Origin of the sequence: Hydrogenophaga sp., assembly GCF_026125825.1 — a bacterium.
GTDB lineage: Bacteria > Pseudomonadota > Gammaproteobacteria > Burkholderiales > Burkholderiaceae_C > Hydrogenophaga.
The window spans coordinates 1-24417 of record NZ_JAHCKK010000025.1; the positions used below are offsets into that span (position 1 = coordinate 1).

21 protein-coding genes and 2 riboswitches are annotated in these 24417 nt (G+C 68.1%); of the genes, 8 read left to right on the forward strand and 13 right to left on the reverse strand.

The annotated features are described in order from the left end of the window. The 3 genes from KIT86_RS10635 to KIT86_RS10645 form a co-directional block, all read right to left on the reverse strand. Window positions 1–237: putative DNA-binding domain-containing protein (locus KIT86_RS10635; RefSeq protein ID WP_297398087.1), on the reverse strand; the 237-nt coding region annotated here is incomplete at its 3' end. Further along, window positions 234–1067 (reverse strand): DUF692 domain-containing protein, encoded by an 834-nt coding sequence (locus KIT86_RS10640; RefSeq protein WP_297398089.1) that lies wholly within the window; start codon window positions 1065–1067, stop codon window positions 234–236. The genes KIT86_RS10640 and KIT86_RS10635, both read right to left, overlap by 4 nt. 7 nt (window positions 1068–1074) lie before the next feature. Beyond that, window positions 1075–1368 (reverse strand): DUF2282 domain-containing protein, encoded by a 294-nt coding sequence (locus KIT86_RS10645; protein WP_297398091.1) that lies wholly within the window; start codon window positions 1366–1368, stop codon window positions 1075–1077. Between the two features lie 142 nt (window positions 1369–1510). Between KIT86_RS10645 and KIT86_RS10650 the strand changes: the two genes are divergently transcribed. Further along, window positions 1511–2074 (forward strand): sigma-70 family RNA polymerase sigma factor, encoded by a 564-nt coding sequence (locus tag KIT86_RS10650; RefSeq protein WP_297398093.1) that lies wholly within the window; start codon window positions 1511–1513, stop codon window positions 2072–2074. Continuing rightward, entirely contained in the window at window positions 2071–2712 is a 642-nt protein-coding gene (locus KIT86_RS10655) for a DUF1109 domain-containing protein (protein WP_297398095.1), read from the forward strand. The genes KIT86_RS10650 and KIT86_RS10655 overlap by 4 nt, the downstream gene beginning before the upstream one ends. 22 nt (window positions 2713–2734) lie before the next feature. Here the strand turns inward: KIT86_RS10655 and KIT86_RS10660 are convergent, their stop codons facing one another. The 6 genes from KIT86_RS10660 to KIT86_RS10685 form a co-directional block, all read right to left on the reverse strand. Beyond that, window positions 2735–4684: a radical SAM protein gene (locus tag KIT86_RS10660; protein ID WP_297398097.1), complete on the reverse strand. Its 1950-nt coding sequence runs from the start codon at window positions 4682–4684 to the stop codon at window positions 2735–2737. A gap of 484 nt (window positions 4685–5168) precedes the next feature. Further along, entirely contained in the window at window positions 5169–8072 is a 2904-nt protein-coding gene (gene gcvP, locus KIT86_RS10665) for an aminomethyl-transferring glycine dehydrogenase (RefSeq protein ID WP_297398099.1), read from the reverse strand. A 33-nt stretch (window positions 8073–8105) separates the two neighbouring features. After that, on the reverse strand, window positions 8106–8474 hold the full coding sequence (gene gcvH / locus KIT86_RS10670; protein WP_297398101.1) for a glycine cleavage system protein GcvH: 369 nt from the start codon (window positions 8472–8474) through the stop codon (window positions 8106–8108). Between the two features lie 39 nt (window positions 8475–8513). Beyond that, a complete protein-coding gene (gcvT, locus tag KIT86_RS10675) occupies window positions 8514–9644 on the reverse strand; it encodes a glycine cleavage system aminomethyltransferase GcvT (RefSeq protein WP_297398103.1) in 1131 nt (376 codons plus the stop codon). A gap of 59 nt (window positions 9645–9703) precedes the next feature. Continuing rightward, window positions 9704–9808: riboswitch (glycine riboswitch) on the reverse strand. 12 nt (window positions 9809–9820) lie between these two features. Then, window positions 9821–9935, reverse strand: a riboswitch (glycine riboswitch). Window positions 9936–9966: 31 nt separating this feature from the next. Continuing rightward, window positions 9967–10461: a hypothetical protein gene (locus KIT86_RS10680; RefSeq protein WP_297398105.1), complete on the reverse strand. Its 495-nt coding sequence runs from the start codon at window positions 10459–10461 to the stop codon at window positions 9967–9969. A 116-nt stretch (window positions 10462–10577) separates the two neighbouring features. Further along, window positions 10578–12263, reverse strand: coding sequence for an electron transfer flavoprotein-ubiquinone oxidoreductase (locus tag KIT86_RS10685; protein WP_297398107.1), 1686 nt, complete (start codon window positions 12261–12263; stop codon window positions 10578–10580). Window positions 12264–12453: 190 nt separating this feature from the next. Here KIT86_RS10685 and KIT86_RS10690 point away from each other — a divergent pair, with 190 nt between their 5' ends. The 4 genes from KIT86_RS10690 (at window position 12454) to KIT86_RS10705 (ending at window position 16006) form a co-directional block, all read left to right on the forward strand. After that, window positions 12454–13236: an SDR family oxidoreductase gene (locus KIT86_RS10690; RefSeq protein ID WP_297398109.1), complete on the forward strand. Its 783-nt coding sequence runs from the start codon at window positions 12454–12456 to the stop codon at window positions 13234–13236. Window positions 13237–13348: 112 nt separating this feature from the next. Then, complete coding sequence (locus KIT86_RS10695; protein WP_297398111.1) at window positions 13349–14296, forward strand: DMT family transporter; 948 nt, start codon at window positions 13349–13351, stop codon at window positions 14294–14296. A 16-nt stretch (window positions 14297–14312) separates the two neighbouring features. Next, the gene (locus KIT86_RS10700) at window positions 14313–14732 is read left to right on the forward strand and encodes an acyl-CoA thioesterase (RefSeq protein ID WP_367185438.1); all 420 of its coding nucleotides are present in this window, start codon (window positions 14313–14315) and stop codon (window positions 14730–14732) included. A 68-nt stretch (window positions 14733–14800) separates the two neighbouring features. Further along, complete coding sequence (locus tag KIT86_RS10705; RefSeq protein WP_297398113.1) at window positions 14801–16006, forward strand: PQQ-dependent sugar dehydrogenase; 1206 nt, start codon at window positions 14801–14803, stop codon at window positions 16004–16006. Window positions 16007–16021: 15 nt separating this feature from the next. Here the strand turns inward: KIT86_RS10705 and KIT86_RS10710 are convergent, their stop codons facing one another. From KIT86_RS10710 to KIT86_RS10725, 4 genes are all read right to left on the reverse strand, one after another. Next, entirely contained in the window at window positions 16022–16327 is a 306-nt protein-coding gene (locus KIT86_RS10710) for a DUF5666 domain-containing protein (protein ID WP_297398114.1), read from the reverse strand. Between the two features lie 95 nt (window positions 16328–16422). Further along, entirely contained in the window at window positions 16423–17007 is a 585-nt protein-coding gene (locus tag KIT86_RS10715) for a peroxidase-related enzyme (RefSeq protein WP_297398116.1), read from the reverse strand. 56 nt (window positions 17008–17063) lie between these two features. Next, a complete protein-coding gene (locus KIT86_RS10720) occupies window positions 17064–18734 on the reverse strand; it encodes a ShlB/FhaC/HecB family hemolysin secretion/activation protein (RefSeq protein WP_297398118.1) in 1671 nt (556 codons plus the stop codon). Window positions 18735–18818: 84 nt separating this feature from the next. Further along, window positions 18819–22760: a filamentous hemagglutinin N-terminal domain-containing protein gene (locus KIT86_RS10725; RefSeq protein ID WP_297398119.1), complete on the reverse strand. Its 3942-nt coding sequence runs from the start codon at window positions 22758–22760 to the stop codon at window positions 18819–18821. Between the two features lie 234 nt (window positions 22761–22994). Between KIT86_RS10725 and pcaC the strand changes: the two genes are divergently transcribed. Continuing rightward, window positions 22995–23381, forward strand: coding sequence for a 4-carboxymuconolactone decarboxylase (gene pcaC, locus KIT86_RS10730; RefSeq protein ID WP_297398121.1), 387 nt, complete (start codon window positions 22995–22997; stop codon window positions 23379–23381). A gap of 56 nt (window positions 23382–23437) precedes the next feature. Further along, window positions 23438–24409 carry a Bug family tripartite tricarboxylate transporter substrate binding protein gene (locus KIT86_RS10735; RefSeq protein ID WP_297398124.1) on the forward strand — a complete coding sequence of 324 codons (972 nt, stop codon included), beginning with the start codon at window positions 23438–23440 and terminating at the stop codon, window positions 24407–24409. Window positions 24410–24417: the final 8 nt, after the last annotated feature.

Genomic DNA, 24417 nt, shown 5'->3' on the forward strand with positions numbered 1-24417 from the left:
GCCCCCGGCCTGCGGGGGGTGGTCGCGCGCATGCGCCCGCGCCGCTGCGGCCCGCCTGTCGTCGCCGGTCCGCCGCCGCACGGCCGGGTACAGCGCGAGCAGCGTGTCCACGCAGGCCTTGAGCACGGTGTTTCGGTAGACCGCGAAGCCGGGTTGGCGCGCCAGCGCGGATGAAGTGGGTTCATCGGCGGACCACAGGTCGCGCCAGAAAGCGGTCTGAAAGTCGGCGTGGTTCATGCCACCACCTCGCGCGCTCGGCTGAGTTGGGCATGCGCGCGGTCGCGTTCGGCCATCAGCACCTCGAAGGCGGGCAGGTTGCCGTCGCGCTCGATGAGCGTGGGCCGGGGGCCGATGCGCTCGATGAGGTGTTCGTGGAGCCGCCACACCGGTTCGGCCACGGGCGCGTCGTGGCCATCGATGAGCAGACCCGAGCCCAGCGCCGGGTCCTCGTGGTGGCCCGCGAGGTGGACTTCCATCACGGCATCGGCCGGCAGGCGGTCCAGCGCGTCGAGCGGGTCGGTGCCGATGTTGTGCGCCGAAACGAACAGGTTGTTCAGGTCCACCAGCAGGCCGCAGCCGGTGCGCCGCACCAGCTGTTGCAGAAAGTCGGGCTCGTCCCAGTCGTGGCCTGTGAGGTGCAGGTAGTGCGACGGGTTTTCGATTGCGATGCGGCAGCCCAGGGCATCCTGCACGCGCTCGATGTTGGCGGCGGTGTGCTGCAGCGCTTCGTGGGTGCGCACGAACGGCAGCAGGTCGGGGGCGTAGTGGGGCCCCAGCCTGCTCCAGGCGAGGTGTTCGGACACGAGCGCTGGCTGCAGCCTGCGCACCAGGGCCGCGAGCTGCGACAGGTGGGCTCGGTCGGGTGGCCCTTGACCGGCCAGCGAGAGCGAGACGCCATGCAGCGACACCGGGTGGTGCGCGCGCACGGCCTCCAGCCACGCCAGGCGCGGGCCGCCGGCCACCAGGTGATTTTCGGCGTGCACCTCAAACCACAGGCCGGCCGCCCGGGAGCCGCAGGCCGCATCGAAATGCTCAGGCTTGAGGCCGAGGCCTGCGCTCAGGTCCATGGGCGGCTCAGCCTTTGACGGGTTGCAGCGAGCCCATGCCGCTGGGCGTCTTGATGCCCACGCAGGTGCCGGCGGGCACATACTTCCAGGCGTTGGCTTGGTAGTCCATCTTGGAGGTGCCGGCGCAGGTGGTGCCGGGGCCGGCGGCGCAGTCGTTCTTGCCGGCCATCGCCACGCCGTAGCAGCGTTCCTTGGCGCCAGCGGCGCTCTTGGCGTCTGGCATGGTGGACTGCGCGAGCGCGGCGCCGGTGGTGAGGGCGGCCAGCGTGGCCAGGGTCAGGGTCAGTTGCGAGGTGTTCATGAGAGGCTCCTTGGGGTGGGTGGCCGCGCCGACCAGCCGGCGCTTCCGGTGGCTATTTCGTCCCAGCCTGTTCGTGGGTTACAGGTCCGACGAAGCATCGCGCGTTTTATTTTTTTCGGCCTTGATGTAACTTTGGCGCGCCATGACACGAATAGCTGACGTGACCGCGACTGAAAACGAATTGCACGGACTCTTTGTGGCGGGGCTGGACGGCGATGGCGCCGCCTACCACCGTTTCCTGCAGCGCCTGGCCTCGTTGCTGCGCGGCTATTTCCGCCGCCGTCTGCAGCAGTTGCCCGACGAGGTGGAAGACCTGGTGCAGGAGACCTTGATGGCCGTGCACGCCCAGCGCCAGACCTATCGCCGCGGCGAGCCACTGACGGCCTGGGTGCATGCACTGGCTCGCTACAAGCTGGTGGATCTGTGGCGACGGCGCGCCCGGCATGAGGCGTTCAACGATCCGCTGGACGACGAGCTGGAGGTGTTTGCGCGGTCCGACAGCGAGGAGGGCGAGGCGCGGCGCGACCTGGGTCGCTTGCTGGAGCAGTTGCCAGACCACCAGCGCTTGCCCATCCAGCACACCAAGCTCGAAGGCCTGTCGGTCGCCGAGGCGGCCCGGCTCACGGGCATGAGCGAGTCCGCCGTCAAGGTGGGTGTGCACAGGGGCATCAAGGCGCTGGCGCGCCAATGGAAAGGACAAGCATGAAAACCGACGATCTGATGACGCTGCTGGCCACCGGTGCCGCGCCTGTGCCCCGGCATGTGGGTGAGCGCCGCTTCGCCCTCGCGCTGGGCATGGGGTTGCTGCTGGCCCTGGCCTGGGTCCATTTGAAGTACGGCGTGCGCAGCGACCTGCGCGTCGTCTGGGCCACGCCGGCGTTCGGGTTCAAGCTGGCGATGCCGCTGGCGGTGGCGGCCAGTGGGTTGGCGGTCGTGTTCCGGCTGGCGCACCCGGGCGCGCGCGTGCGCGCATGGGCGTGGGGGCTGTGGCTGCCCGTGGCGCTGCTGTGGGCCTGGGCCGCGCTGGTGCTGGTGCAGGCGGCTCCCGGCGCGCGGGTGGCCCTGGTGCTGGGCGATACCTGGCGCTACTGCGTCTTCAATGTGATGGCCACGGCCTTGCCGGTGGGGCTCGCCCTGTTCTGGGCTCTGCGCGGACTGGCGCCCACCCGACCCGCGCTGACGGGTGCCGCGGCGGGCTGGCTGGCGGGGGCCGCGGGTGCTTCGGTGTACGCCCTGCATTGCCCAGAGATGCAGGCGCCTTTTCTGGCCGTCTGGTACGTGCTGGGCATGGCGGCGTGCGCCCTGCTGGGTGCACTGGCCGGGTGGCGTTGGTTGCGCTGGTAGGCCCCGCACGAGGCCGTCGCCATCAAGCCCTTTCCGGGCGGTCCAGCGCCCGCTGGATGAAATGCCGCTTCACCCGCGTCCTGGGCGCGGGCTCGTGCAGGTGGCTGAACCAGGCCCGCACATCCTCATCCAGCCCGATGCCGTGCATGTAGTTGTAAATGGCCTTGCGCAGGCCGATGCCCAGCGCGTCGTGGTCCACGCCGGTGGGATCGATGAAGCCGATGTCGTTCTTGGCAAAGGTCACCTCGGGCAGGGGCACGAGCTCGATGCCATAGGCCGCCGGGTCCAGGCCCACGGGGGAGTGCACGGTGCATGAGAAGCGGTGGAAGAAGCCGCTCTGGATGCAGCCGTTCTCGAAGAGCTGGCGCACGTACTCGAGCGAGTCCACCGTGTCCTGCACGGTCTGCGTGGGAAAACCGTACATGAGGTAGGCATGCACCAAGATGCCCGCGTCTGAAAAGCCCTTGGTGACGCGCGCGACCTGTTCGACGGACACGCCCTTCTTCATGAGGGTGAGCAGCCGGTCGCTGGCCACTTCGAGCCCGCCGCTCATGGCGATGCAGCCGCTGTCGGCGAGCTGTTGGCACAGCTCGGGGGTGAAGGTTTTTTCGAAGCGGATGTTGCCCCACCAGGAGACGGGCAGTTGCCGGCGCAGCAACTCGTCGGCCAGGGCCTTGAGGGCCTTGGGGGGCGCGGCTTCGTCGACGAAGTGGAAGCCGGTCTGGCCGGTCTCGTTGACGATGGCTTCGATGCGGTCGGCCAGGGTGGATGCAGACGCGGTTTCGTAGCGGCTGATGTAGTCCAGGCTCACGTCGCAGAAGCTGCACTTCTTCCAGTAGCAGCCGTGGGCCACGGTGAGCTTGTTCCAGCGACCGTCGCTCCACAGGCGGTGCATGGGATTGAGCATGTCGAGCAGGCTCAGGTAGCGCTCCAGCGGCAGGCCGTCCCAGGTGGGGGTGCCCACGTCTTCAAACGGCACATCGGGTTCGATGAAGTTGATGTACTTCACCGTGGCGGCACCGTCTTCATGGGCTTCGCGCACGAAGGTGCGCACCAGCCGCTGCCGGGAGCGCTTGCGGTCGAGGAACTCCAGCAGCGCGAGCAGGGGGCGTTCGCCGGCGTCGAGGGTGACGTAGTCGACCAAGTCAAACAGGCGGGGCTCGGCGAGCTCGCGCAACTCGGTGTTGACGAATCCACCGCCCAGGGCAATGGTGATGTGAGGGTTCTGGCCCTTGATGGTCTGCGCGATGCGCAGCGCAGCGTAGAGCGCGCCGGGGAAGGGCACGGAGAGCAGCACCACGTCGGGCTTGTGTTGCTGCAAGGTGGCGAGGGTGAGGGTGTGCAGCACCTCGTCGACCAGGGTGAAGGGCGCGGCAAGCGCGGCGGCCATGGGCTCGAAGCTGGGCTGGCTGCTGGCGAGCGATTCGGCGTAGCGCACGAAGGCAAAGCGTTCGTCCACGGCATCGCGCAGCACATCGGCCAGGTCGTTGAGGTACAGGGTGGCGATGTGGCGGGCCTTGTCTTGCACGCCGAGGGCGCCGAAGGCCCAGGCCAGGGGGTCGCCGCCTTCTTCGCCGAGGGCTGCGTCCACGTACACCTCCAAGGCGCTGAAGCGGGGGCCTTCGGGCAGGAGTTCTCGCGCGGCGATGCGGTGGGCCAGGGTGGCGTCGCGGCCTTGCAGGAAGGCGATGACGGGGCCGATGGTGCCTCGGTATCGGTCGAACTGGTCGAGGAAGGCGTGCACGCTGGCGCTGCGCTGGGCTTCGGGCTGGGCCAGGGCGCGGCCGCGCACGGCTTCGAGGCCGGCGGGGGTGAAAAGCTTGAGCACCAGCGCCAGGGCGAGGTCGGCCTGCACGGCGTCGACGCCGCGCGAGCGCAGGAAGCCGGTGATGTAGGCGGTGGAGGGGTAGGGCGTGTTGAGCTGGGTCATCGGGGGGATGAGGCTCAGCACGCGCGGGGCGTGGGTGGTCATGGCTTTTCCGGGCGTGGCGACGATGTTAAGGCTTGGGGCCGTTTTTCGTTTTGCCCAGGGTTTGTGGTGCTTCGGTCTTCGGTTGTGGCAGGCACCTACCTCGCGTCAGGCCGGTGGCGGGATCCGATTGCTCCGGCCTTGCTCGCGGGCGACTGCCCGTGCGCTCAGCGATTGCCTCGTCAACACCGTTGTTGTCGCGCCGCCTCTGTGGCAACCGCGAATGGAGGCCTGCGCATTCGGACGCCGCCACCGTCCTGCAGGACGGGTAGGCGCGCCACCTTTGCGAGCCTGCTCTTGTGGTGGGGCGGGTGGTCCGGGCATGAGGGCGCTGGCCCCATTCGCGGTTGCCACAAGAGCGGGTGCGCCCGCGCGGTGTTGATGAAGCGATCTCTGTGCGCTCCGGCAGACACCCGCGAGCGGCCGGCGCCAGCATGACCGGACCACCCGACCTCGCCCACCCTGTCGGCGAGGAATCAGGACGTCATTAAGCGTAGTCAGACAAGGGAACGCAGCTGCAGAACAGGTTGCGATCCCCATACACGTTGTCCACGCGGCCCACAGGCGGCCAGTACTTGGCGTGCGCCCGGGTGGAGACGCTGGCGGCGCCCACGTCGCGTTCATAGGGGTGCGGCCAGTCGGTCTTCATGAGGCTGGGCGCGGTGTGCGGCGCGTTCTTCAGCGGGTTGTCGTCCTGCGGCCAGACGCCGTTTTCCACTTGCCGGATCTCTTCGCGGATGGCGATCATGGCCTCGATGAAGCGGTCCAGTTCGTCCAGCGTTTCACTTTCGGTGGGTTCCACCATGAGGGTGTTGGCCACCGGGAACGACAGCGTGGGCGCGTGGAAGCCATAGTCCATCAGGCGCTTGGCCACGTCTTCGGCCATCACGCCGCTGGTGTCCTTGAGCGGGCGAAGGTCCAGGATGCACTCGTGCGCCACGTGACCGTTGGCACTCGCGTACAGCGTGGGGTAGTGCGGCGCCAGGCGCTTGCTGATGTAGTTGGCCGCGAGGATGGCGGCTTCGGTGGCGTGCTGCAGGCCTTCCGCGCCCATCATGCGGATGTACATCCAGCTGATCGGCAGCACGGCCGCGTTGCCCAGCGGCGCGGCACTGATGGCGCCCACGCCATTGACCGGCAGGCCGCCGGCCGCATGGCCGGGCAGGAAGGGCACGAGGTCTTCCACCACGCAGACCGGGCCCACGCCGGGGCCGCCACCGCCGTGCGGGATGCAGAAGGTCTTGTGCAGGTTGAGGTGGCTCACGTCGCCGCCGAACTCGCCGGGCGCGGCCACGCCCACCAGGGCATTCATGTTAGCGCCGTCCACGTACACGCGACCGCCGTGCTGGTGCACCAGCGCGCAGAGTTCTTTCACCGTGGTCTCGAACACGCCGTGGGTGCTGGGGTAAGTGATCATCACCGCGGCCAGGTTGGCGCTGTGCTGCTCGCACTTCGCTTTCAGATCGGCCAGGTCCACGTTGCCGTTGTCGTCGCACTTGGTGACGACCACCTGCATGCCCACCATCTGCGCGCTGGCCGGGTTGGTGCCGTGCGCGCTGCTGGGAATGAGGCAGATGTTGCGGTGGCTCTCCCCGCGCGAGGCGTGGTAGGCCTGGATGACCAGCAGCCCGGCGTATTCGCCCTGCGAGCCGGCGTTGGGCTGCAGGCTGATGCCGGCGTAGCCGGTGGCCTGGCAGAGCCAGGCGCGCAGCTGTTCGTCCAGCAGCTTGTAGCCTTGCAGCTGGTCGGCCGGGGCAAAGGGGTGCACGTTGGCGAACTCGGGCCAGGTGATGGGGATCATCTCGCTGGTGGCGTTGAGCTTCATGGTGCAGGAGCCCAGCGGGATCATGCTGCGGTCCAGCGCAAGGTCTTTGTCGGACAGCGCGCGGATGTAGCGCAGCATGCCGGTTTCGCTGTGGTGCGTGTTGAACACCGGGTGCGTGAGGAAATCGCTGGTGCGGCGCAGCTCGGCGGGGATGAGCGGTTCCACCCCTTTTTCAAAGGTGTCGAAGACGGGCAGGGCCTGGCCCTCCCTGGCGAACACCTTCCAGAGCAGGGCGATGTCGTCGCGCGTGGTGGTCTCGTCGAGCGAGATGAGGAGATAGTCGCCCCAGGCCTTGCGCAGGTTGGCACCCTGGGCCACGGCACGGGCCATGATGGCGTCGGTCTGCTCGCGGGTGTGCAGGGCCAGGGTGTCGAACACGCCCCGGTCGCCGTGATGGGTGTCGCGGTAGCCGAGTTGCTCCAGGCCGCTGGCCAGGATGGCGGTGTAGGCGGCCACGCGGTTGGCGATGCGCTTGAGGCCCTGGGGGCCGTGGTACACGGCGTACATGCTGGCGACCACGGCCGGCAGCACCTGCGCGGTGCAGATGTTGCTGGTGGCTTTCTCGCGGCGGATGTGTTGTTCGCGCGTCTGCAGTGCAAGCCGGTAGGCAGGCTGGCCGTGCACGTCCACGCTCACGCCGACCAGGCGGCCGGGCAGCGATCGCTTGAATTCGTCGCGGCAGGCCATGTAGCCGGCGTGCGGGCCGCCCGCGCCCATGGGCATGCCGAAGCGCTGCGTGGTGCCGACCACGATGTCCGCACCCATTTCGCCCGGGGGCTTGAGCAGGGCGAGGGCGAGCAGGTCGGCAGCGACGATGAAGGCGGCCTGCTTGGCGTGCACATGCTCGGCGTCCTTCGTCCAGTCATGCAGCCAGCCGCTGGAAGCAGGGTATTGGGTGAAGGCGGCGAAGTAATCGCCGTCCGACAGCATCGCGTCCCATTCCTCGCCCGACATCGCGATCTTCACCGAGATGCCCAGGGGCTTGGCACGCGTCTGCACCACTTCGATGATCTGCGGGTGCACGTGCCCCGAGACGACGAAGGTGCTGCCTTTGTTTTTCACCGAGCGTTTGGCCAGCGTCATGGCCTCGGCGGCGGCGGTGGCTTCGTCGAGCATGGAGGCGTTGGCGATGGCCATGCCGGTGAGGTCGCTCACCATGGTCTGGAAGTTGACCAGGGCCTCCATGCGGCCTTGCGAGATCTCGGCCTGGTAGGGCGTGTAGGCGGTGTACCAGGCGGGGTTCTCCAGCACGTTGCGCAGGATCACGCCAGGCGTGAGCGTGCCGTGGTAGCCCTGGCCGATGAAGCTCTTGAACACCTTGTTCTTTTGCGCCAGCGCTTTGAGCTCGGCCAGCGCCGCGGCCTCGGTGACGGCCGGCGGCAGCTGCATGCCCTGGCTGCGCGCGATGCTGCGCGGCACGATGCCGTCGATCAGCGCGCGGCGCGAAGCCTCGCCGATGACCGAGAGCATGTGGCTTTCGTCGGCCGGACCGATGCCGATGTGGCGAGCCACGAATTCAGACGGGTTTTCGAGTTCACCGAGGGGTTTGACAGACGGCATCAGCATGGCAGGCCTCAAAAGAATGCGGAGATGTGTCGTTTACTGCGCCGCGAAGGCGTTGTACGCGGTTTCGTCGAGCAGGGCGTCGACCTGGGCCGGGTCGGAGAGCTTGACCTTGAAGAACCAGCCTGCCTTGAGCGGATCGGTGTTGGCCAACGACGGGTCGGCGCGCAGGGCTTCGTTGACTTCGGTGATTTCGCCGCTGATGGGCATGTACACGTCGGCTGCAGCCTTCACGGACTCGACCACGCCAGCCACATCCTTCTGCGCGAAGGTCTTGCCGACTTCGGGCAGGTCGACGAAGACCACGTCGCCCAGCGCGTCTTGTGCGTGCACGGTGATGCCGACGGTGGCGATGCCGCCGTCAACGGTGATCCATTCGTGGTCTTCGGTGTACTTGGTGGTCATGGAATTGCTCCTGGAAAAGAATGAAAACGAAAAGGGCGATCAGCCGCGGAAGTATCGGTTGGGCACGAAGGGCATGGCGCTGACTTCCATGGGCACGGGCTTGCCGCGCACCATGGCCACCACGGGCGTGCCCAGGGCGGCGTGTTCGGGGGTGACGTAGCCGATGGCGATGGGCTTGTTGGCACTGGGGCCGATGAGGCCGCTGGAGGTCTTGCCGATCACTTCGCCTTGGGCGTTCTGCAACTCGACGTTCTCGCGCACAGGCACCCACTCCTGGGCGATCAGGCCCACGCGCTTGCGCGCCAGGGGTGCGCTGCCATCGAGCTGCGCGAGCACGTGCGCCGCGCCGGGAAAGCCGCCTGCGCGCGCGCCGCCGGTGCGCCGCACCTTCTGCATGGCCCAGTTGAGCCCGGCCTCCACGGGGGTGGTGGTGGTGTCGATGTCGTTGCCGTAGAGGCACAGGCCGGCCTCGAGGCGCAGCGAGTTGCGAGCGCCCAGGCCGATGGGCATCACTTCCGGCTGGGCCAGCACGGTGCGCACGAACTGGTCGGCGCGCTCGCCTGGCAAGGAGATTTCAAAGCCGTCTTCGCCCGTGTAGCCACTGCGGGTGACGAAGAGGTCGGCGCCATGCCATTGGAAGGGCGAGCCGGTCATGAAGACGAGTTTCTCGACCCCGGGCACGAGGCGCTGCAGCACATTGACCGCCAGCGGGCCCTGCAGGGCGAGCAGGGCACGGTCGGGCAGCGGGATGACCTCGCATCGCGAGCCGATGCGCGCCTGGATGTGCGCGATGTCGCCGGCCTTGCAGGCGCCGTTGACGATGACGAAAAGGTCGTGCCCGCGGTTGACGAACATCAGGTCGTCAATGATGCCGCCCGCCTCGTTGAGCAGCAGGCCGTAGCGCTGTTTGCCCACGCCGAGGTCGATCACATCCACCGGCATGAGCGTTTCGAAGGCGGCCGGGGCGTCGGCTCCGACCAGGCGCAGCTGGCCCATGTGCGAGACGTCGAACAGGCCGGCGGCCTTGCGCGTGTGGTGGTGTTCGGCCATGAGGCCGGTGGGGTACTGCACCGGCATGTCGTAGCCGGCAAAGGGCACCATGCGGGCGCCCAGTTCGACGTGGAGCTTGTGCAGAGGGGTCTGGAGAAGCGGAGCGGCGGCAGCTGGCACGGGAGAGGCTTTCAGGAAAGAGGGCAGGCCCCGGCGGGGCGAAACACGGTTCATCCGTGCGCTGCCCCACTGTCCGCTTTACCTGAGAGATTCACGCGGGCGATGCCGCGCTTGCTCCTTCGGTGGGCCGCTTCGAGGAACGGCCTCTCTCCAGGGGGGTACACCGGCCTCGCGGCCCGTGTTTGCCAGTCCTTTTGCCTGAGCGTTCAGGGCACCCGGGATGCGGTGCCGCCTGCGCCTTCGGCGAGCCTGCTCCGGGGACCGGACCGGCTTCTCTCCTGACCCGGCGAGTGTATCGCACGGCGCCGGGCGGGCTGGTGTTTCAAGGCGTTTCCAGGGCCGATTCCGGCAGCAGCCGGGCCAGCCGCATGCCGATGCCATCGGCGCGCTCGCTGCCGGCCAGGCGCTCCACGTCGGCCATCATGGCGCGGCTAACGGCCAGCATCGCCCGCACGTCGCGGGCTTCGCGCAGGGCGTCGCGGTAGCGCTGAGCCATGGCCTTGTCGCGCGGGGCAAACATGCGCTCGCTCAGATCGAAGAGGAACATGCGTGCGCTGGCGAGCGAGCGCGGGCCGGAGAAGGCGTCGGCCGAGACCGCGAGCGCGGCGGCGGGAGGGGCGGCGGGTTGCTCGTCGACCAGGTAGCCGCGCGCGACAAGGTCGGCCGCGAGCGCGGGACCCTGGCCATCGAACAGGGCAAACAGTTCGGCATCGGGTTTGCGGCCGTCGGCCAGCAGCAGCAAGGCGCGCTCGCGCTGGGCGAGGCGGCGTTGCCCGGGTTGCAGCTCGGCCCGGCCCTTCTGGGTTTTGTTCAGCATGGCATCTCGGCGTCGGACACGGAGCCTGCACTTTGGACAGCCCATGTGACGCCTCGGTGAACGCCGGGCAAGAAAAAGCCGCCCGAGGGCGGCTTGTCCGGAAAAGGTGACCCAGTTCACATGCCGGCGTAGTTCGGTCCGCCGCCGCCTTCGGGCGTGACCCAGACGATGTTCTGCGTCGGGTCCTTGATGTCGCAGGTCTTGCAGTGCACGCAGTTCTGCGCGTTGATCTGCAGGCGGTCGGTGTTGTCAGGATTCTTCACGAATTCGTACACCCCCGCCGGGCAGTAGCGGGCTTCTGGGCCGGCGTACTTGGCCAGGTTGATCCTGACCGGCACGCTTGCGTCTTTGAGCGTGAGGTGGGCCGGCTGGTGTTCTTCGTGGTTGGTGTTGCTGACGAAGACGCTGCCCAGGCGGTCGAAGGTGAGCTTGCCGTCGGGCTTGGGGTAGACGATCTGCTCGCACTCGGCGGCTGGCTTGAGGTAGAGGTGGTCGGCCTTCTCGCGGTGCAGCGACCACGGGGGCGCCTTGAAGCCCAGGCGCGGCAGCAGCCAGTGTTCGATGCCGACCATGAGGCCGCCGACGATGTTGCCGTACTTGAACCAGGACTTGAAATTGCGCGAGGCGTCCAGCTCTTCGCGCAGCCAGCTCTTGCTGAAGGCGACCGGGTAGGCCTTGAGTTCGTCGTGCTGGCGGCCGGCCTGGACGGCCTCGAAGGCGGCCTCGGCACAGAGCATGCCGCTCTTGATGGCCGCGTGGCTGCCCTTGATGCGGGCGCCATTGAGGTAGCCCGCGTCGCAACCCACCAGGGCGCCGCCAGGAAATGTGGTCTGCGGCAGGCTCATGAGACCGCCGGTGGTGATGGCGCGCGCGCCATAGCTGATGCGTTTGCCGCCTTCGAGGAAGGCACGGATGCGGGGGTGCGTCTTCCAGCGCTGCATTTCCTCGAACGGGCTGAGCCAGGGGTTGCTGTAGTTCAGGCCGGTGACCAGGCCCAGCGTGACCTTGTTGTCTTCCAGGTGGTACATGAAGCCGCCGCCGTAGGTGTCGTCCTTCATGGGCCAGCCGGCGGTGTGGATCACCAGGCCGGGCTGGTGGCGGGCAGGATCGATTTCCCAGAGTTCCTTGACGCCGATGGCGTAGGCCTGCGGGTCCTTGCCTTCGTCGAGGTGGAACTTGGCGATCAGCCGCTTGCCCAGGTGGCCGCGCGAGCCTTCGGCGAACACGGTGTACTTGGCGTGCAGTTCCATGCCGAGCTGGAAGTTGTCGGTCGGCTCGCCGTCCTTGCCCACGCCCAGGTTGCCAGTGGCCACGCCCTTGACGGAGCCGTCGTCGTTGTAGAGCACCTCGGCGGCCGCGAAGCCGGGGAAGATTTCAACGCCGAGGTTCTCGGCCTGCTGGGCCATCCACTTGACCACGTTGCCCAGGCCGACGACGTAGTTGCCTTCGTTGTGGAAGTTGTTGGGGATCAGGAATTTCGGCGTGTCGATGGCGCCTTTTTCGGTCAGCCAGAGCAGTTTGTCGTCGGTCACGGGCTGGTTGAGCGGCGCGCCGTCGGCTTTCCAGTTGGGCAGCAGCTCGTTGAGGGCCTTGGGGTCCATCACCGCGCCGCTGAGGATGTGCGCGCCTGGCTCCGAGCCCTTTTCGAGCACGCAGACGTTGATTTCGCCGCCCTTTTCAGCGGCGATCTGCTTGAGCCGGATGGCGGTGGCCAGGCCGCCGGGGCCGCCACCGACCACGACCACGTCGTACTCCATGGCTTCGCGCGGGCCGTAGGTGCTGAGGATTTCTTCGGGGGTCATGTGCAGGTCTCGCTCTGTCGGGCCGGAAGCCCGGGGATTTTCATGACGGCAATGCATGGAGTCATGCCGGTGTCGTGGTCGGGACCGATTTTAGTGGCCCAGGGGGCACAATCCTGTCGGACGGGGCCTCGTCGGCCCGGGCGGTGCACCAGTGCCCGCGAAATCCCATCCATTCCGAGGAGGTTCTCTCATGGCTTACAGCCTGGATTTGTCGGGCCGCGTGGCCCTGATCACCGGGGCGTCCGGTGGGCTTGGTGAACAGTTCGCCAAGACGCTGGCGCGCGCGGGCGCGGCCGTGGTGTTGGCCAGCCGCCGCACCGACCGCCTCATGGCGCTGCGCGCCCACATCGAAGCGGCCGGCGGCGACGCGCACGTGGTGGCGATGGATGTGACGGACACAGCGTCGATCAAGGCCGCCGTGGCGCATGCCGAGACCGAGGTGGGCGCGATCGACATCCTCGTCAACAACTCGGGCGTGAGCACCACGCAGCGGCTGCAGGATGTCACCGAGGAGGACTACGACTTCATCTTCGACACCAACACCAAGGGCGCGTTCTTCGTGGCGCAGGAAGTGGGCAGGCGCATGCTGGCGCGGGCCAATGGCGCGGCACCGGGCACGTATGTGGGCGGGCGCATCGTCAACATCGCGTCCATGGCGGGGCTCAAGGTGCTGCCGCAGATCGGCGTGTATTGCATGAGCAAGGCGGCCGTGGTGCAGATGACCAAGGCGATGGCGGTTGAGTGGGGCCGCTTCGGCATCAACGTGAACGCGATCTGCCCGGGCTACATCGACACCGAGATCAACCACCACCACTGGCAGACCGAGCAGGGCCAGAAGCTCATCAGCATGCTGCCGCGCAAGCGCGTCGGCACACCGGCCGACCTGGATGCGTTGCTGGTCATGCTGTGCTCGAGCGAAAGCCATTTCGTCAATGGCGCCGTGATCGCCGCCGACGACGGCTCCGGCGCGTGAATGGACGCCCACCGCGCCGCCTGCGGCATCACCCCGCCTCGGCGAGACCTGCGGCCCGGCCATGCCGGTGGCGCGCCGCGCCGTGCCCCGTCGGCATCCTTCCTTCTTTGAGATGAATACAGCCGTTCTGCGCCGGCCTTCGGGCTGGCCGCCGGGCATGGTGGCCGGCATTCTGGCCGGGCTGGGCGCGGGCGCGTTCTGGGGCACGGCCTTTCTCGCGCCCTTGCTCACGCCGGGTTTCAGCTCGATCGATCTGACGGTGGGCCGTTTCCTGGCTTGTGGCCTGCTGTCGCTGCTGCTGCTGGCCTGGGCCGGGCTGCGCGGCGAGGCGCAGCGGCCCACCTGGCGCCAGGCTGGCGCCGCGCTCTGGCTGAGCCTGCTGGGCTACACCGGCTACTACCTGCTGCTGGTGCTGGCCATCCAGGCGGCGGGTGCGGCGCTGCCGGTGTTGATCATCGGCACCATCCCGATCTGGATCATGCTGCTGGGCAAGCCGCAGGGCCTGCGCTGGCGCGCGCTGGTGCCCGGGCTGTTGCTGACCCTGGCGGGCCTGGCGCTGATGATGCGGGTGACGGCGCACGGCGGTGGCGAGGCGGGCGGTGGCCCCCGTCTCTGGGTCGGCATCTTCTATGCCGTGCTCGCCATGGCGTCCTGGACCGCGTTCGGCCTGTTGAACGCGCGCTGGCTGCGCCAGCACCCGGGGGTGAACTCCACGGCGTGGGCCAACTGGCTGGGCGTGGCGGCGGGCCTGGGCGCCCTGGGCATCTGGGCGGTGGCGGGGACCGAGGTGCAGACCCTGGCGGCGCGCCCGGGGTTCGGCATGTTCCTGATCGTCTGCGCGGTCACCGGCATCGGCTCGGCGTGGATCGCTTCCGTGCTCTGGAACATGGCCAGCCGCCGCCTGAGCCCGAGCCTGGCGGGCCAGCTCATCGTGAGCGAGACCGTCTTCGGGCTGATCTACACCTTCGCCTGGAGCGCACAATGGCCCGCTGTCCTGCAATGGGCGGCCTGCGTGCTGTTCGTGCTCGGTATCCTCGCGTCGATCAAGGCGCACCGTTGACGACGACCACCACCCCATGAAACTCGAACTCCCCGAACAGAAGAAGCGCGTGTTCAGCATGACCATCCCCATCCGCTGGGGCGACATGGACGGCATGAATCACGTGAACAACACGATCTACTTCCGCTACCTGGAGATCATCCGCATTGAATGGATGCGCTCCATCGGCTGCCCGCCCGACCCGGGTGGTGAGGGGCCGGTGATTGCCAACGCGTTCTGCAACTTCTACCGTCAGCTGGAGTACCCCGGCGACGTGATCGCCACCATGTACGTGAGCGACGTGGGCCGGAGCAGTTTCGAGAGCTGGTGCACGCTGTCGCGCAGCGACGACCCCGAGACCGTGTACGCCGCCGGTGGCGCGACCACGGTGTGGGTGAACTTCCCGCTCAAGAAATCGGCCCCGCTTCCGGACTGGCTGCGCGCCCACCTGACTTGATCGTGTGTGCGCTGGCGCACACACAAATGCTTGCACACGGGCATCACGCCCGTGTCTAGCATGGGCCCATGCGCCAGCTCGCTGCTTTCATCGGTGGAGCCCTTTCGATCGGGCTGCTGCTGTCGTGCGGCGGAGGGGGCGGCGATGAGGAGCCGACGGCGCCCAGCAGCCCCGGCTTCGTGCCCACGACCGGGCCGGTGGCGGTCAGCGAACTCGCCACCAACCTGCCCAACCCCTGGAGCCTGGCCTTCCTGCCCGACGGCCGCATGCTGATCACCGGGCGCACGGGCAGCCTGCGCCTGTACGCCGCGAACGCGCAGTCGTTCAACCTCATCAGCGGCCTGCCCGCCCTGGATACCGGCGGGCAGGGCGGTCTGCTCGACGTGGTGCTGGACCCGGCCTTCGGCAGCAACCGGCGCATTTATTTCAGCTTCTCGGAGGCCGACAGCCTGGACGCCACGCGCAACGGCACGGCGGTGGCGCGCGCCGAGCTCGACACGGGGGCGATGGCGCTGGTGAATCTGCAGGTGATCTACCGGCAGTTGCCCAAGGTCGCGAGTGAGGGGCATTTCGGTTCGCGCCTGGTGTTTGATCGCGAGGGCCATCTGTTCGTGACGCTGGGTGATCGACAGAGCAACGACCAGCGCGGCCACGCGCAGGACCTGAGCCGAGGCAATGGCAAGGTGGTTCGCATCACCACCTCGGGCGCAGCGGCGCCGGGCAATCCGGTGCTCGCAGGCGCACAGGCCGGCATCTGGAGCTATGGCCACCGCAACCCGCAAGGGGCGGCGCTGCACCCGGACACCGGCGCACTTTGGACGAGCGAGCACGGCCCGCAGGGCGGCGACGAGGTCAACCTCACACAGGCCGGGCGCAACTACGGCTGGCCCATCATCAGTTATGGGCAGGAGTATGGGACGACGCAGCCGGTGGGCGAGGGCACGGCCAAAGCGGGCATGGAGCAGCCGGTGGCGTACTGGGAAACCATCGACGGCAGCGAGTGGACGGGAGGGCAGAAGTCCTCCATCGCGCCCAGCGGCATGGCTTTTTTCACCGGCAACTTCCCCGCGAACTGGAACCGGAGCCTGTTCGTGGGCGCGCTGGCTGGCACGGCCCTGTGGCGGCTTCAACTCGATGGCACCCGCGTGGTGGGGCGCGAGCGCCTGCTGGCCAACCGCAACGAGCGCATCCGCGATGTGCGCCAGGGCCCCGACGGCCGGCTCTATCTGCTCACCGATGGCGGCAGCGGCAAGCTGCTGCGCATCGGGAGCTGAACGAGGCGCGGTCGTTTACTGCTTGTTTTCGCGGGCGTCTTTCTTGTACTCGACGTCGTCGGCGTACAGACGACCGTCTCGGCGATCAATGTCCACTTCCACGTAGTGGCCCTGGCGCAAATCCTCGAAACGCTTGTAGTCGTTTTCGTAGTCGGTCTTGTCCGTCACGTAGATGGTTTCGCTGTTGACGGTGAAGGTCTTCGCGGTGGTGTCGATGGCGGTGATGCGCCCCTTGATGTCTTCTGCATAAGCGGCCCCGGTGCCCAGGGCAAGGACGGCGGTCAGAAGAAAGGCGCGCTGGATGGATGGCTTGATGGGCATGGAAACACTCCTTGTGTTGTTGTGCTGCGATGTCGATTGAATCGCGCCTCGACAAGAAGTGCTGTAAGCCTTGTCCGATTTGGCGGTCGTCCCGCTCAGTCCTTCTGAGGCTTGGCCTTGGGCACGCGGCCCATCAGGTAGAACTCGGGGTTGGGCTGCATGTTGCTGAAGCTCGCCAGGCGATTGGACAGGCCGAAGAACGCGGTGATGGCCGCGATGTCCCAGATGTCTTCGTCGGAGAAGCCGTGGGCATGCAGGGGGGCGAAGTCGTCGTCGTTGATTTCGTGCGAGCGCTGGCAGACCTTCATGGCGAAGTCCAGCATGGCTTTCTGGCGCGGCGTGATGTCGGCTTTGCGGTAGTTCACCGCGACCTGATCGGCCACCAGCGGTTTCTTCTCGTAGATGCGCAGGATGGCGCCATGCGCCACCACGCAGTACAGGCACTGGTTGGCCGCGCTGGTGGTGGTGACGATCATTTCGCGGTCGCCCTTGGTGAGCGAACCCTCTTCCTTGAGCATCAGGGCGTCGTGGTACGCGAAGAAGGCCCGCCACTCGGCAGGCCGGCGGGCGAGTGCGAGGAACACGTTGGGGACGAAGCCCGCCTTTTCCTGCACTTCGAGCACCTTGGCCTTGATGTCCTCGGGCAGATCGTTGATGTCGGGGGCGGGGTAGCGGCTCATGCGGGTCTCCGTGTGGTGGTTTGTCCGGCCATCGTACCGCCCCGCCCCGAGAGGCCTCAGAAGCGGTAGGCCCCCGTGACCCAGACGCGTGGGTTGCGCTGCTGGCTGTCCGATTGCGCCGGGCCGCCGGCGTGTCGCCAAGCCACCGCGCCGTCCACCGACCAGTTGCCGTGCTGGGCGCGCACGCCCACGCCGCCGCCGGCGAGGCTTCGGTGGTTGTCGCCCACGGCCCAGGGGCGGCGGTTGAGCGTGCTCTGGCCGGCATCCCAGAAGGCGTAGGGCACGACCGCGCCCTGGCCGTAGCGCAGTTCCACCTGGCCGAGCACGCCTTCATCGCCCGCGCCTTCGCCGCGCGGATAGGCGCGCACGCCGCTGGCGCCACCGAGCACAAAGTCTTCCGACGAGTCGAGGTTCTTGCCGGCCCACTGCGCCGCCACGCGGGCCGAGAGCGTCCAGCCGCCCGGCAGGGCCTGCAGGCGGGTGAGGTCGAGGTTGACCTTGTTGAACGAGCCGTTGGTCCTCGCGGTGAGGCGGTCGAGCAGGCGCTGCACGTCGCCCTTGAGCGAGACGCTGCCGTGCGTCCAGCCCAGCGAGCCGTAGGTGATGCCGCCGCCGAGCAGCGCGTCGCGCAGGTCGAATTGCATCGCGACCGGCAGCACGTTGCTGGTTTTTTCGTTGCGCGTGAGGGTGGCGCGGTATTCGTCCACCATGGTCTTGTGCTGAGCCTGGGCGGTGAGCAACAGGTTGGCGCGGTTGCTGCGCACCAGCGGGTAGCTCACGCCCACGCTGGTCACGCGGGCGGTGCCGGATGCCTGCAGGCTGCTGAACTCGCCGCCGAGGCTGTAGTCGGACACCGCGTAGCCGACGTCGCCGCGCAGGCCGCTGGTGCCCAGGGCGCGCGAGTAGGCGAGGTTGCCGAAGAACAGGTCTTCGTCGGTGGCCATCACGGCCGCGTTGAGCCGGTCGCCGAAGCCGAACGGGTTGTTCCAGGCGCCTTCGACCAGCACGCGGTGCTGGCCCGAATAGCGGTTGCCGTGGTTGTCGACCGAGACGCGGCCTTCCACGGCCTTGGTGCGTTCGACTTCGACGGCGAGGTCGCCCGTGCCCACGGCCTGGCCAGGGCGCACCACCGGGCGCACGCGGATGCCCGGCAGATCGGACAGCACCAGCACCGAGCGTTCGAGTGCTTCCATGGCGATCACGTCACCGCTGCGCAGGTTGCCGAGGAAGCGCCCGGCTTCGGTGGCGAGGGCGGTGTCCTGCGAGGTGGCGTTCACCTGCCCGTAGCGGCCTTCGATGACTTCGATGGTCAGCTCGCCATCGGCCATGCGCTGGGCGGGCACGTAGGCGCGGGCGAAGGGGTAACCCTGCTCGCGGTAGAAGCGCGTGATTTGGTCCGCCAGGCCGCGCAGGCTGGCCAGGGTGTGGCTGCGGCCGACGGCGGGGGCCATCAGGGCCTGCAGCCGAGCGGTTTCGATGCGGCTGGCGCCGTGGATGCGAACGGTCTTGAGCGCGACTGCGGGACCTTCGTCGCGGCCGGCGCTGTCCACCGGGGGCGCGTCGAGCTGCAGGTTCAGCGATTCGGGCAGCACTTGTTGGGGCAACTGCAGGTCCTGCAGGATGCGGCCGGCATCGGGGGCCTGTTGGGCCAGGACGGAAGAGGCGCTGCTCAGGGCGAGCGCAGAGAGGGCCAGCGTGAGTGGCGAAAGGCGAAGTTTCTTGTGCATGAGAGGGGGAGTCGTTCGTGGATGCCCGCGCCAGGGCCGTGAGCCCTGGCGGGAGCGATCAAAAAGAGCGGTGCGGTTTGAGCGTCAGTGGCCGCCGCTGGGCAGGCGCAGGCCGCTGCCGCGCACGAGGACCTGGGCGGACGCATTGCAGCCGCTGCCGGTCCAGCCGCTGGCGGCGCAGTCTTGCGGCGTGGCATCTGCCGCGCTGGCGCTCTGGGTGCCGGCACCCGTGGCGGCGTCGCCCTCGGTCGCCAGTTGCACCAGCTGCAGGCCGCCGGTGGCATCGGGCGCGGAGGCCGGATCGTTGACTTGCGGCACGTGCACCGGCGCCGCCACGAGGCTGGGGCGCTGGATGCTGTCGGTCACCGAGGACGGGTTGAAGGGCAGGGTGACCTCGACCTCGGCGTTCTCCGAGCTGTTGACCACGGCGTAGCCCAGCTCGTTGAGCAGCGAGATCCGGATGGCGTGTTTGCCCGGGCCGGCCGCGTCGGTGGTGTAGCGCGGATCACCGAGCATGGCCTTGGTGTCGCCGTTGAGCAGGCCTTGCACGTCGTAGCCGTCGGCGCCGCCGCCGTCGAAGCCGTTGACACCGGAGGTTTCTGCTTCGAGCCTGGTCGACGCGTTGGTGCTCACCGTGAGCACGGGTTGTTCGCGGTAGACCGAGTGCACTCCGCTGTTGCCCAGGGCCTTGGTGAAGTTGCTGGTGCTTTCGTCGCTGTTGTAGCGGAAGGCGCCCGAGCCGCTGCCCACGGTGTTCGTCACGCCGGTGCTGCCGGCCACGCTGCCGGTGTAGATCACCGCGCGGCCACCCGCGCCAGTGCTCACGGTCGCGCCCGAGCCCACGGTCACGTTGCCGCCCGCAGCCTGGCCGGCCGACTGGCTGGCGCCGGCGTTGAGCACGATGGCGTTGCTGGCGGTGCTGCTGGTCGTCACGCTCTTGTCGAGCGCGAGGTCGCCGGCGACGGTGCTCACGTTCACCAGGCCGGTGTTGTCGACACCGTTGAGCACCGTGCCGTCGGCCAGCGTGGCGCTGCCAATGGTGAGCGCGCCGCTGTTGACCAGATGCACGTCTTGCGTGGCAGCCACCAGCGTGCCCACGGTGTTGCCGGCGTGGCCCAGCGTGAACTGGCCGCCGTGGCCGACCAGCGCGAGCGTGCCGGCTTCGAGCGCGGCGTTGCTGGCCTGGGTCACGGTGCCGCCATCGGTCTGCAGCGTCACCATGTCGGTGGAGCCGAGCACGGCGTCGAGCCGGATGTGGCCGGTGCCGGCGTCGAGTGCCACGCTGTCCTGCAGGCGGGTGTCGGTCACGACGGTGATGTTGCCCTGCATGGCTGCGCCGCCGATGTTGATGGAGGAGAAGCCATCGGCCAGCGAGGCCAGGGTGGCCGAGGAGACGTTGAGCACGCCGTCGCCCGGCGTGCCCGCGCCGCCACCGACTTGGATGTCGTGGCTGGGGTTGAGGGCCTCGAAACCGATCTGGCCGGTGCCGCTTACCGTGCCGCCGAAGCTGATGTCATCGGCCTTGAGCGTGAGCTTGTTGTCGGCCGCGTTCAGACCCTGGAGGAAGCTCAGCGAGCTGCCTTCCAGCGTTTTGCCGTTGAGCAGCGACGTGGTGGCGATGTTGTCCAGCGTCAGCGTCGCGCCCAGCGCCTGGCCGCCGGTGGCGTCCCAACTGCCTGAGACGAAGACGAAGGCGTAGGTGCCGGCGGTGTTCACGGTGGTGCTGGCGGTCAGCCAGCCGGTGCTCGAGGAGGCGTTGGCGCCGGTGGCGTTGAGGATCACCTGGGTTTCGCCGGTCTTCACATTGAGCAGGTAGCCGAACACGTCGTAGGCGTCCGAGCTGCCGGCCGCGTTCCATTGGAAGCTGACCACGTCGCCCTTGGCCAGCGCGATGGTGCTGTCGCTGGTGACGTAGCCGCCGCGCACGATGCAATAGCCGGTGACGCAGCCCTGGTTGCTGCTGAGCTGCAGGCCCTGGGTGCCGCCTGCACCGTTGTTGGTGACACCGGAGGTGAAGGTGCCGGAGGAGTTGACGTTTTCGCCGGTGGAGGGGTTGGGGCCGCTCGGGTCGGTCGGCGTGAGGTAGCCGCGCACGGTGGAGCCGCCGTTCATGTAGACGCGCTGGTCGTGGATGCTCCAGCCGGTGGTGCCGTTCTCGAAGCCGGCGTTCAGGAACTCGGCCGCGCCCAGCACCACGGGCGAGTCGTACACCTGCTCGCCGAAGGTGCGCACGATGCCGCCGTTGATGTGCGTGGCGCCGGTGGGCGCGGTGGTGACGTACAGCGAATCCAGCGGGTTCGTGCCGCCCACCTGGTCGCCGAAGACGACGCTGCCGGTACCGGTGTTGGTCAGCGTGAGGCGGCTGGCGTTGCCCGCGCCCGCGGTGGCCGAGTCCACGTACTTGGCGAAGTAGATCTCGCCGCCCTGGCTGGCGATGGTGATGTGGCCGTCGAGCTTGACGTCGCCGTTGAAGATGAAGCTCAGGTCCGAGGTGGAGCCGATGTTGCCCTGCAGAACGAGCTGGTCCGCGCTGAGGATCAGCGAGCGGCTGCTGCCGCCGGTGTTGGTGTAGTCGCTGGTCCAGGTGATGGTGTCGTCGGCCTGGATGCTGACGTTGGTGCCGCCCGCGAGCGCGGCTTCGATGTTGTCGAGGCCCACGTTGGTGCCGCCGATCGCGCCAGCACCGGCGGCGATGGTGACGTTGGTCGGATCGATCAGCCACAGGCCGCCGTTGCCCTTGGGCGCGGCGGCATCGGCCGCGCGGCTCACCGAGAGCGTGGCGCCGCTGGTTTCGATGCGGCCGCCGTTACCGCCTTGCGCGCCGCCGCGCGCCTTGAGCACGCCTGCGACCTCGGTGCGGCTGTCGTTCTTCTTGATGTCGGACCAGGCGACCACGGTGCCGCCGTGGCCATTCTGCGTGGCGGAGGCGTCGAGCAGGGCGCCGGCCTGCACGGTGGTGCGCGTCGCCTGCTTGATGCTGCCGTCCTTGCCCTGCCAGCTGCCGCCCACGTAAATCTGGCCGCCACCGGTGGCGCCGGTGGCGTCGATCACCCCGCCGTCGGCGATGGTGACGGTGTCGCCGGTGACGAGGGCCTTGCCGCCCTGGCCTTGCGGCGAGGACACATCGATGCGGCCGGCGACCTGCACACCGCCCTGTTCGGCCACCAGGCTCACCACGCCGTCGGCGCCAACGCCGAGCGAGCGCGCCTCGATCAGGCCGCTGCTGTTGATCACGGTGGCGGTGAGGCTGTCGACGGCGCGCGCGGTCATCAGCACGGTGCCGCCGTTGGCGCGGATCGCACCGCCGTTGTCGACCAGCGCGCCCAACGCGCCGCCATCGACCTCGACCTGCACCGGGCCGCCCAGATCGAGTCGCACGGTGCTGCCGGCGGCGAGCACCACGCTGCCGCGATCGGCGGAGAGCTGGCCGTCGTTGACGATGCGCGCCGCGACCAGCGCGACGTGGCCGCCCGAGGCGGCCGAGATCTGGCCCTGGTTCACGATGGCGGCGGTGCTGTCGCCACTGAAGTGGTAGCGGCCGGCGAGGAAGTCTTCGGTGGTGATGTTCAGGGTGGAGGCCAACAGCGAGCCCACACTCACCTGCGCAGTGGGCGAGAACAGCACGCCATTGGGGTTGACCAGGAACACCTGGCCATTGGCGTTGAGCGCGCCCTGGATGACCGACACATCGGGGCCAAGCACGCGGTTGAGCGCGACCGAGGCGGCGCCGGGTTGCACGAAGTTGACGCTGTGACCCTGGCCGATGGAAAAGCTGTTCCAGTCGATGGCCAGCTTGTCGCTGCCCTGCTGGATGGTGAGCACGTTGCCGACCTGCTGCAGGCTGCCCTGGCCGGCGGTGACGGTGCCGCCGGTGGGCAGGTCGCCGGCTGCGGCGGCCAGGGGAGCGAGCAGCAGGGCGCCGGCCACGCGCGAGGCGCCGCGCTTGCCGCGCGTGCTGGCGACTTCGCTCACGACAGTCCAGGCGTTGATGGCGTGGTTCCAGATGGTGGTGTAGATGCGATTCATGAAGGAGGTCGGCCGGGCCGCAGGCGGGCCCGGAGGGGGTCAAAGGCGGTTGCTTGTTTCAAGCGATCGCATGGATCGCACGGAGTTGGGAGCTGTTGCTATAAAAATTGCTCTTGGGCTCTATCGACAGCGTGCAAACCATCTTGAGATCGAAAAAGGCGGGCTTTCGTGCGCTAGTTCCAGTTGCGGTATGGTTTCCGCGTCCCTTTGTTTTCTTCTTCCTCCGGAGGTCCCATGACACCACCCAGCGATCCCGAGTTCGACAACGGCCTGGCCATGCGCCGGCAGGTCATGGGCGATGCCTTCGTGGACAAGGCGTTCGGTGACATGACGGCTTTCACCGAGCCCATCCAGCAGCACATCACGCGCAAGGCCTGGGGAGACGTCTGGCAGCGCGAGGGGCTGGACCTGAAGACCCGCAGCCTCATCACCGTGGCCATGCTCACGGCCCTGGGCAAGCAGCACGAGCTCAAGGGCCACGTGCGCGGCGCGCTGAACAACGGCGTGACGCCCGCCGAATTGCAAGAGGTGTTGCTGCACGCGGCCGTGTACTGCGGCGTGCCGACGGCGGTGGAGGCTTTTCGCACCGCCGCCAGCGTGGTGGACGGCGAGAAGGCTTGAGGGCCGGCGCGGCGCTACGATCGGGGTTTCTTCACCCTTCCTTACGGAGTCCCGTCATGACCGCTTTCCGTCTCTCGCTGGTCCGCCGCGCCTTGCTGGCCACCGGCCTGGTCTGCACCCTCGGCCTGGCCCAGGCGCAATCCACCACCCGCATCCTGGTGGGTTTCCCGCCCGGCGGCGGCACCGACGCGATCGCCCGCATCCTGGGCGAGCGCCTGCAGCAGGACCTCGGCAACCCGGTGGTGGTGGACAACAAACCCGGCGCGGGCGGGCAGCTGGCCGCGCAGGCGCTCAAAGCCGCGCCGGCCGACGGCCACACGCTGTTTCTCAGCCATGACCACAGCATCACCATCCTGCCCATGGTGACCAAGAATCCGGGCTACGACTCGGCCAAGGACTTCGTGCCGGTCGCTGGCTTTGCCACCTTCGTCAATGCGTTCGCGGTCTCCAACGGCACGCCCGCGCAATCGTTCAAGGCCTATGTGGATGGCGTGAAGGCCGCAGGCGGCAAGGGGACGGTCGGCATTCCCGCGCCGGCCTCGGTGCCGCAGTTCCTGGTGCAGGTGATTGCCAAGCGCAACGGCCTGGACCTCGTCGCCGCACCTTATCGCGGCAGCGCGCCCATGATGTCGGACATGCTGGGCAACCAGATCCCGGCCGGCGTGGCCTCCATTCCCGACTTCATCGAAAACCACAAGGCGGGCAAGCTGCGCGTGGTGGCCGTGATGGGCTCGCAGCGCCAGGCTGCCATGCCCGAGGTGCCGACCTTCTCCGAACTCGGTCTGAAAGGCTTCGAGGATGTGCCGTACTACGGCCTGTTCGCGCCGGCCGGTACGCCCAAGGCCGCCCTGGACCGACTGGCCCAGGCGGTGCAGAAGGCGATCGCACAGCCTGACGTGCGCGAGAAGCTCACCGCCATGGGCCTGACCGTGGGCTTCATGACCGGCGAGCAGCTGGGCGCTCGCGAACAGGCCTACGGCAAGGTGTGGGCGAAGATCATCCAGGACAGTGGCTTCCAGCCGCAGTGACGGACCGG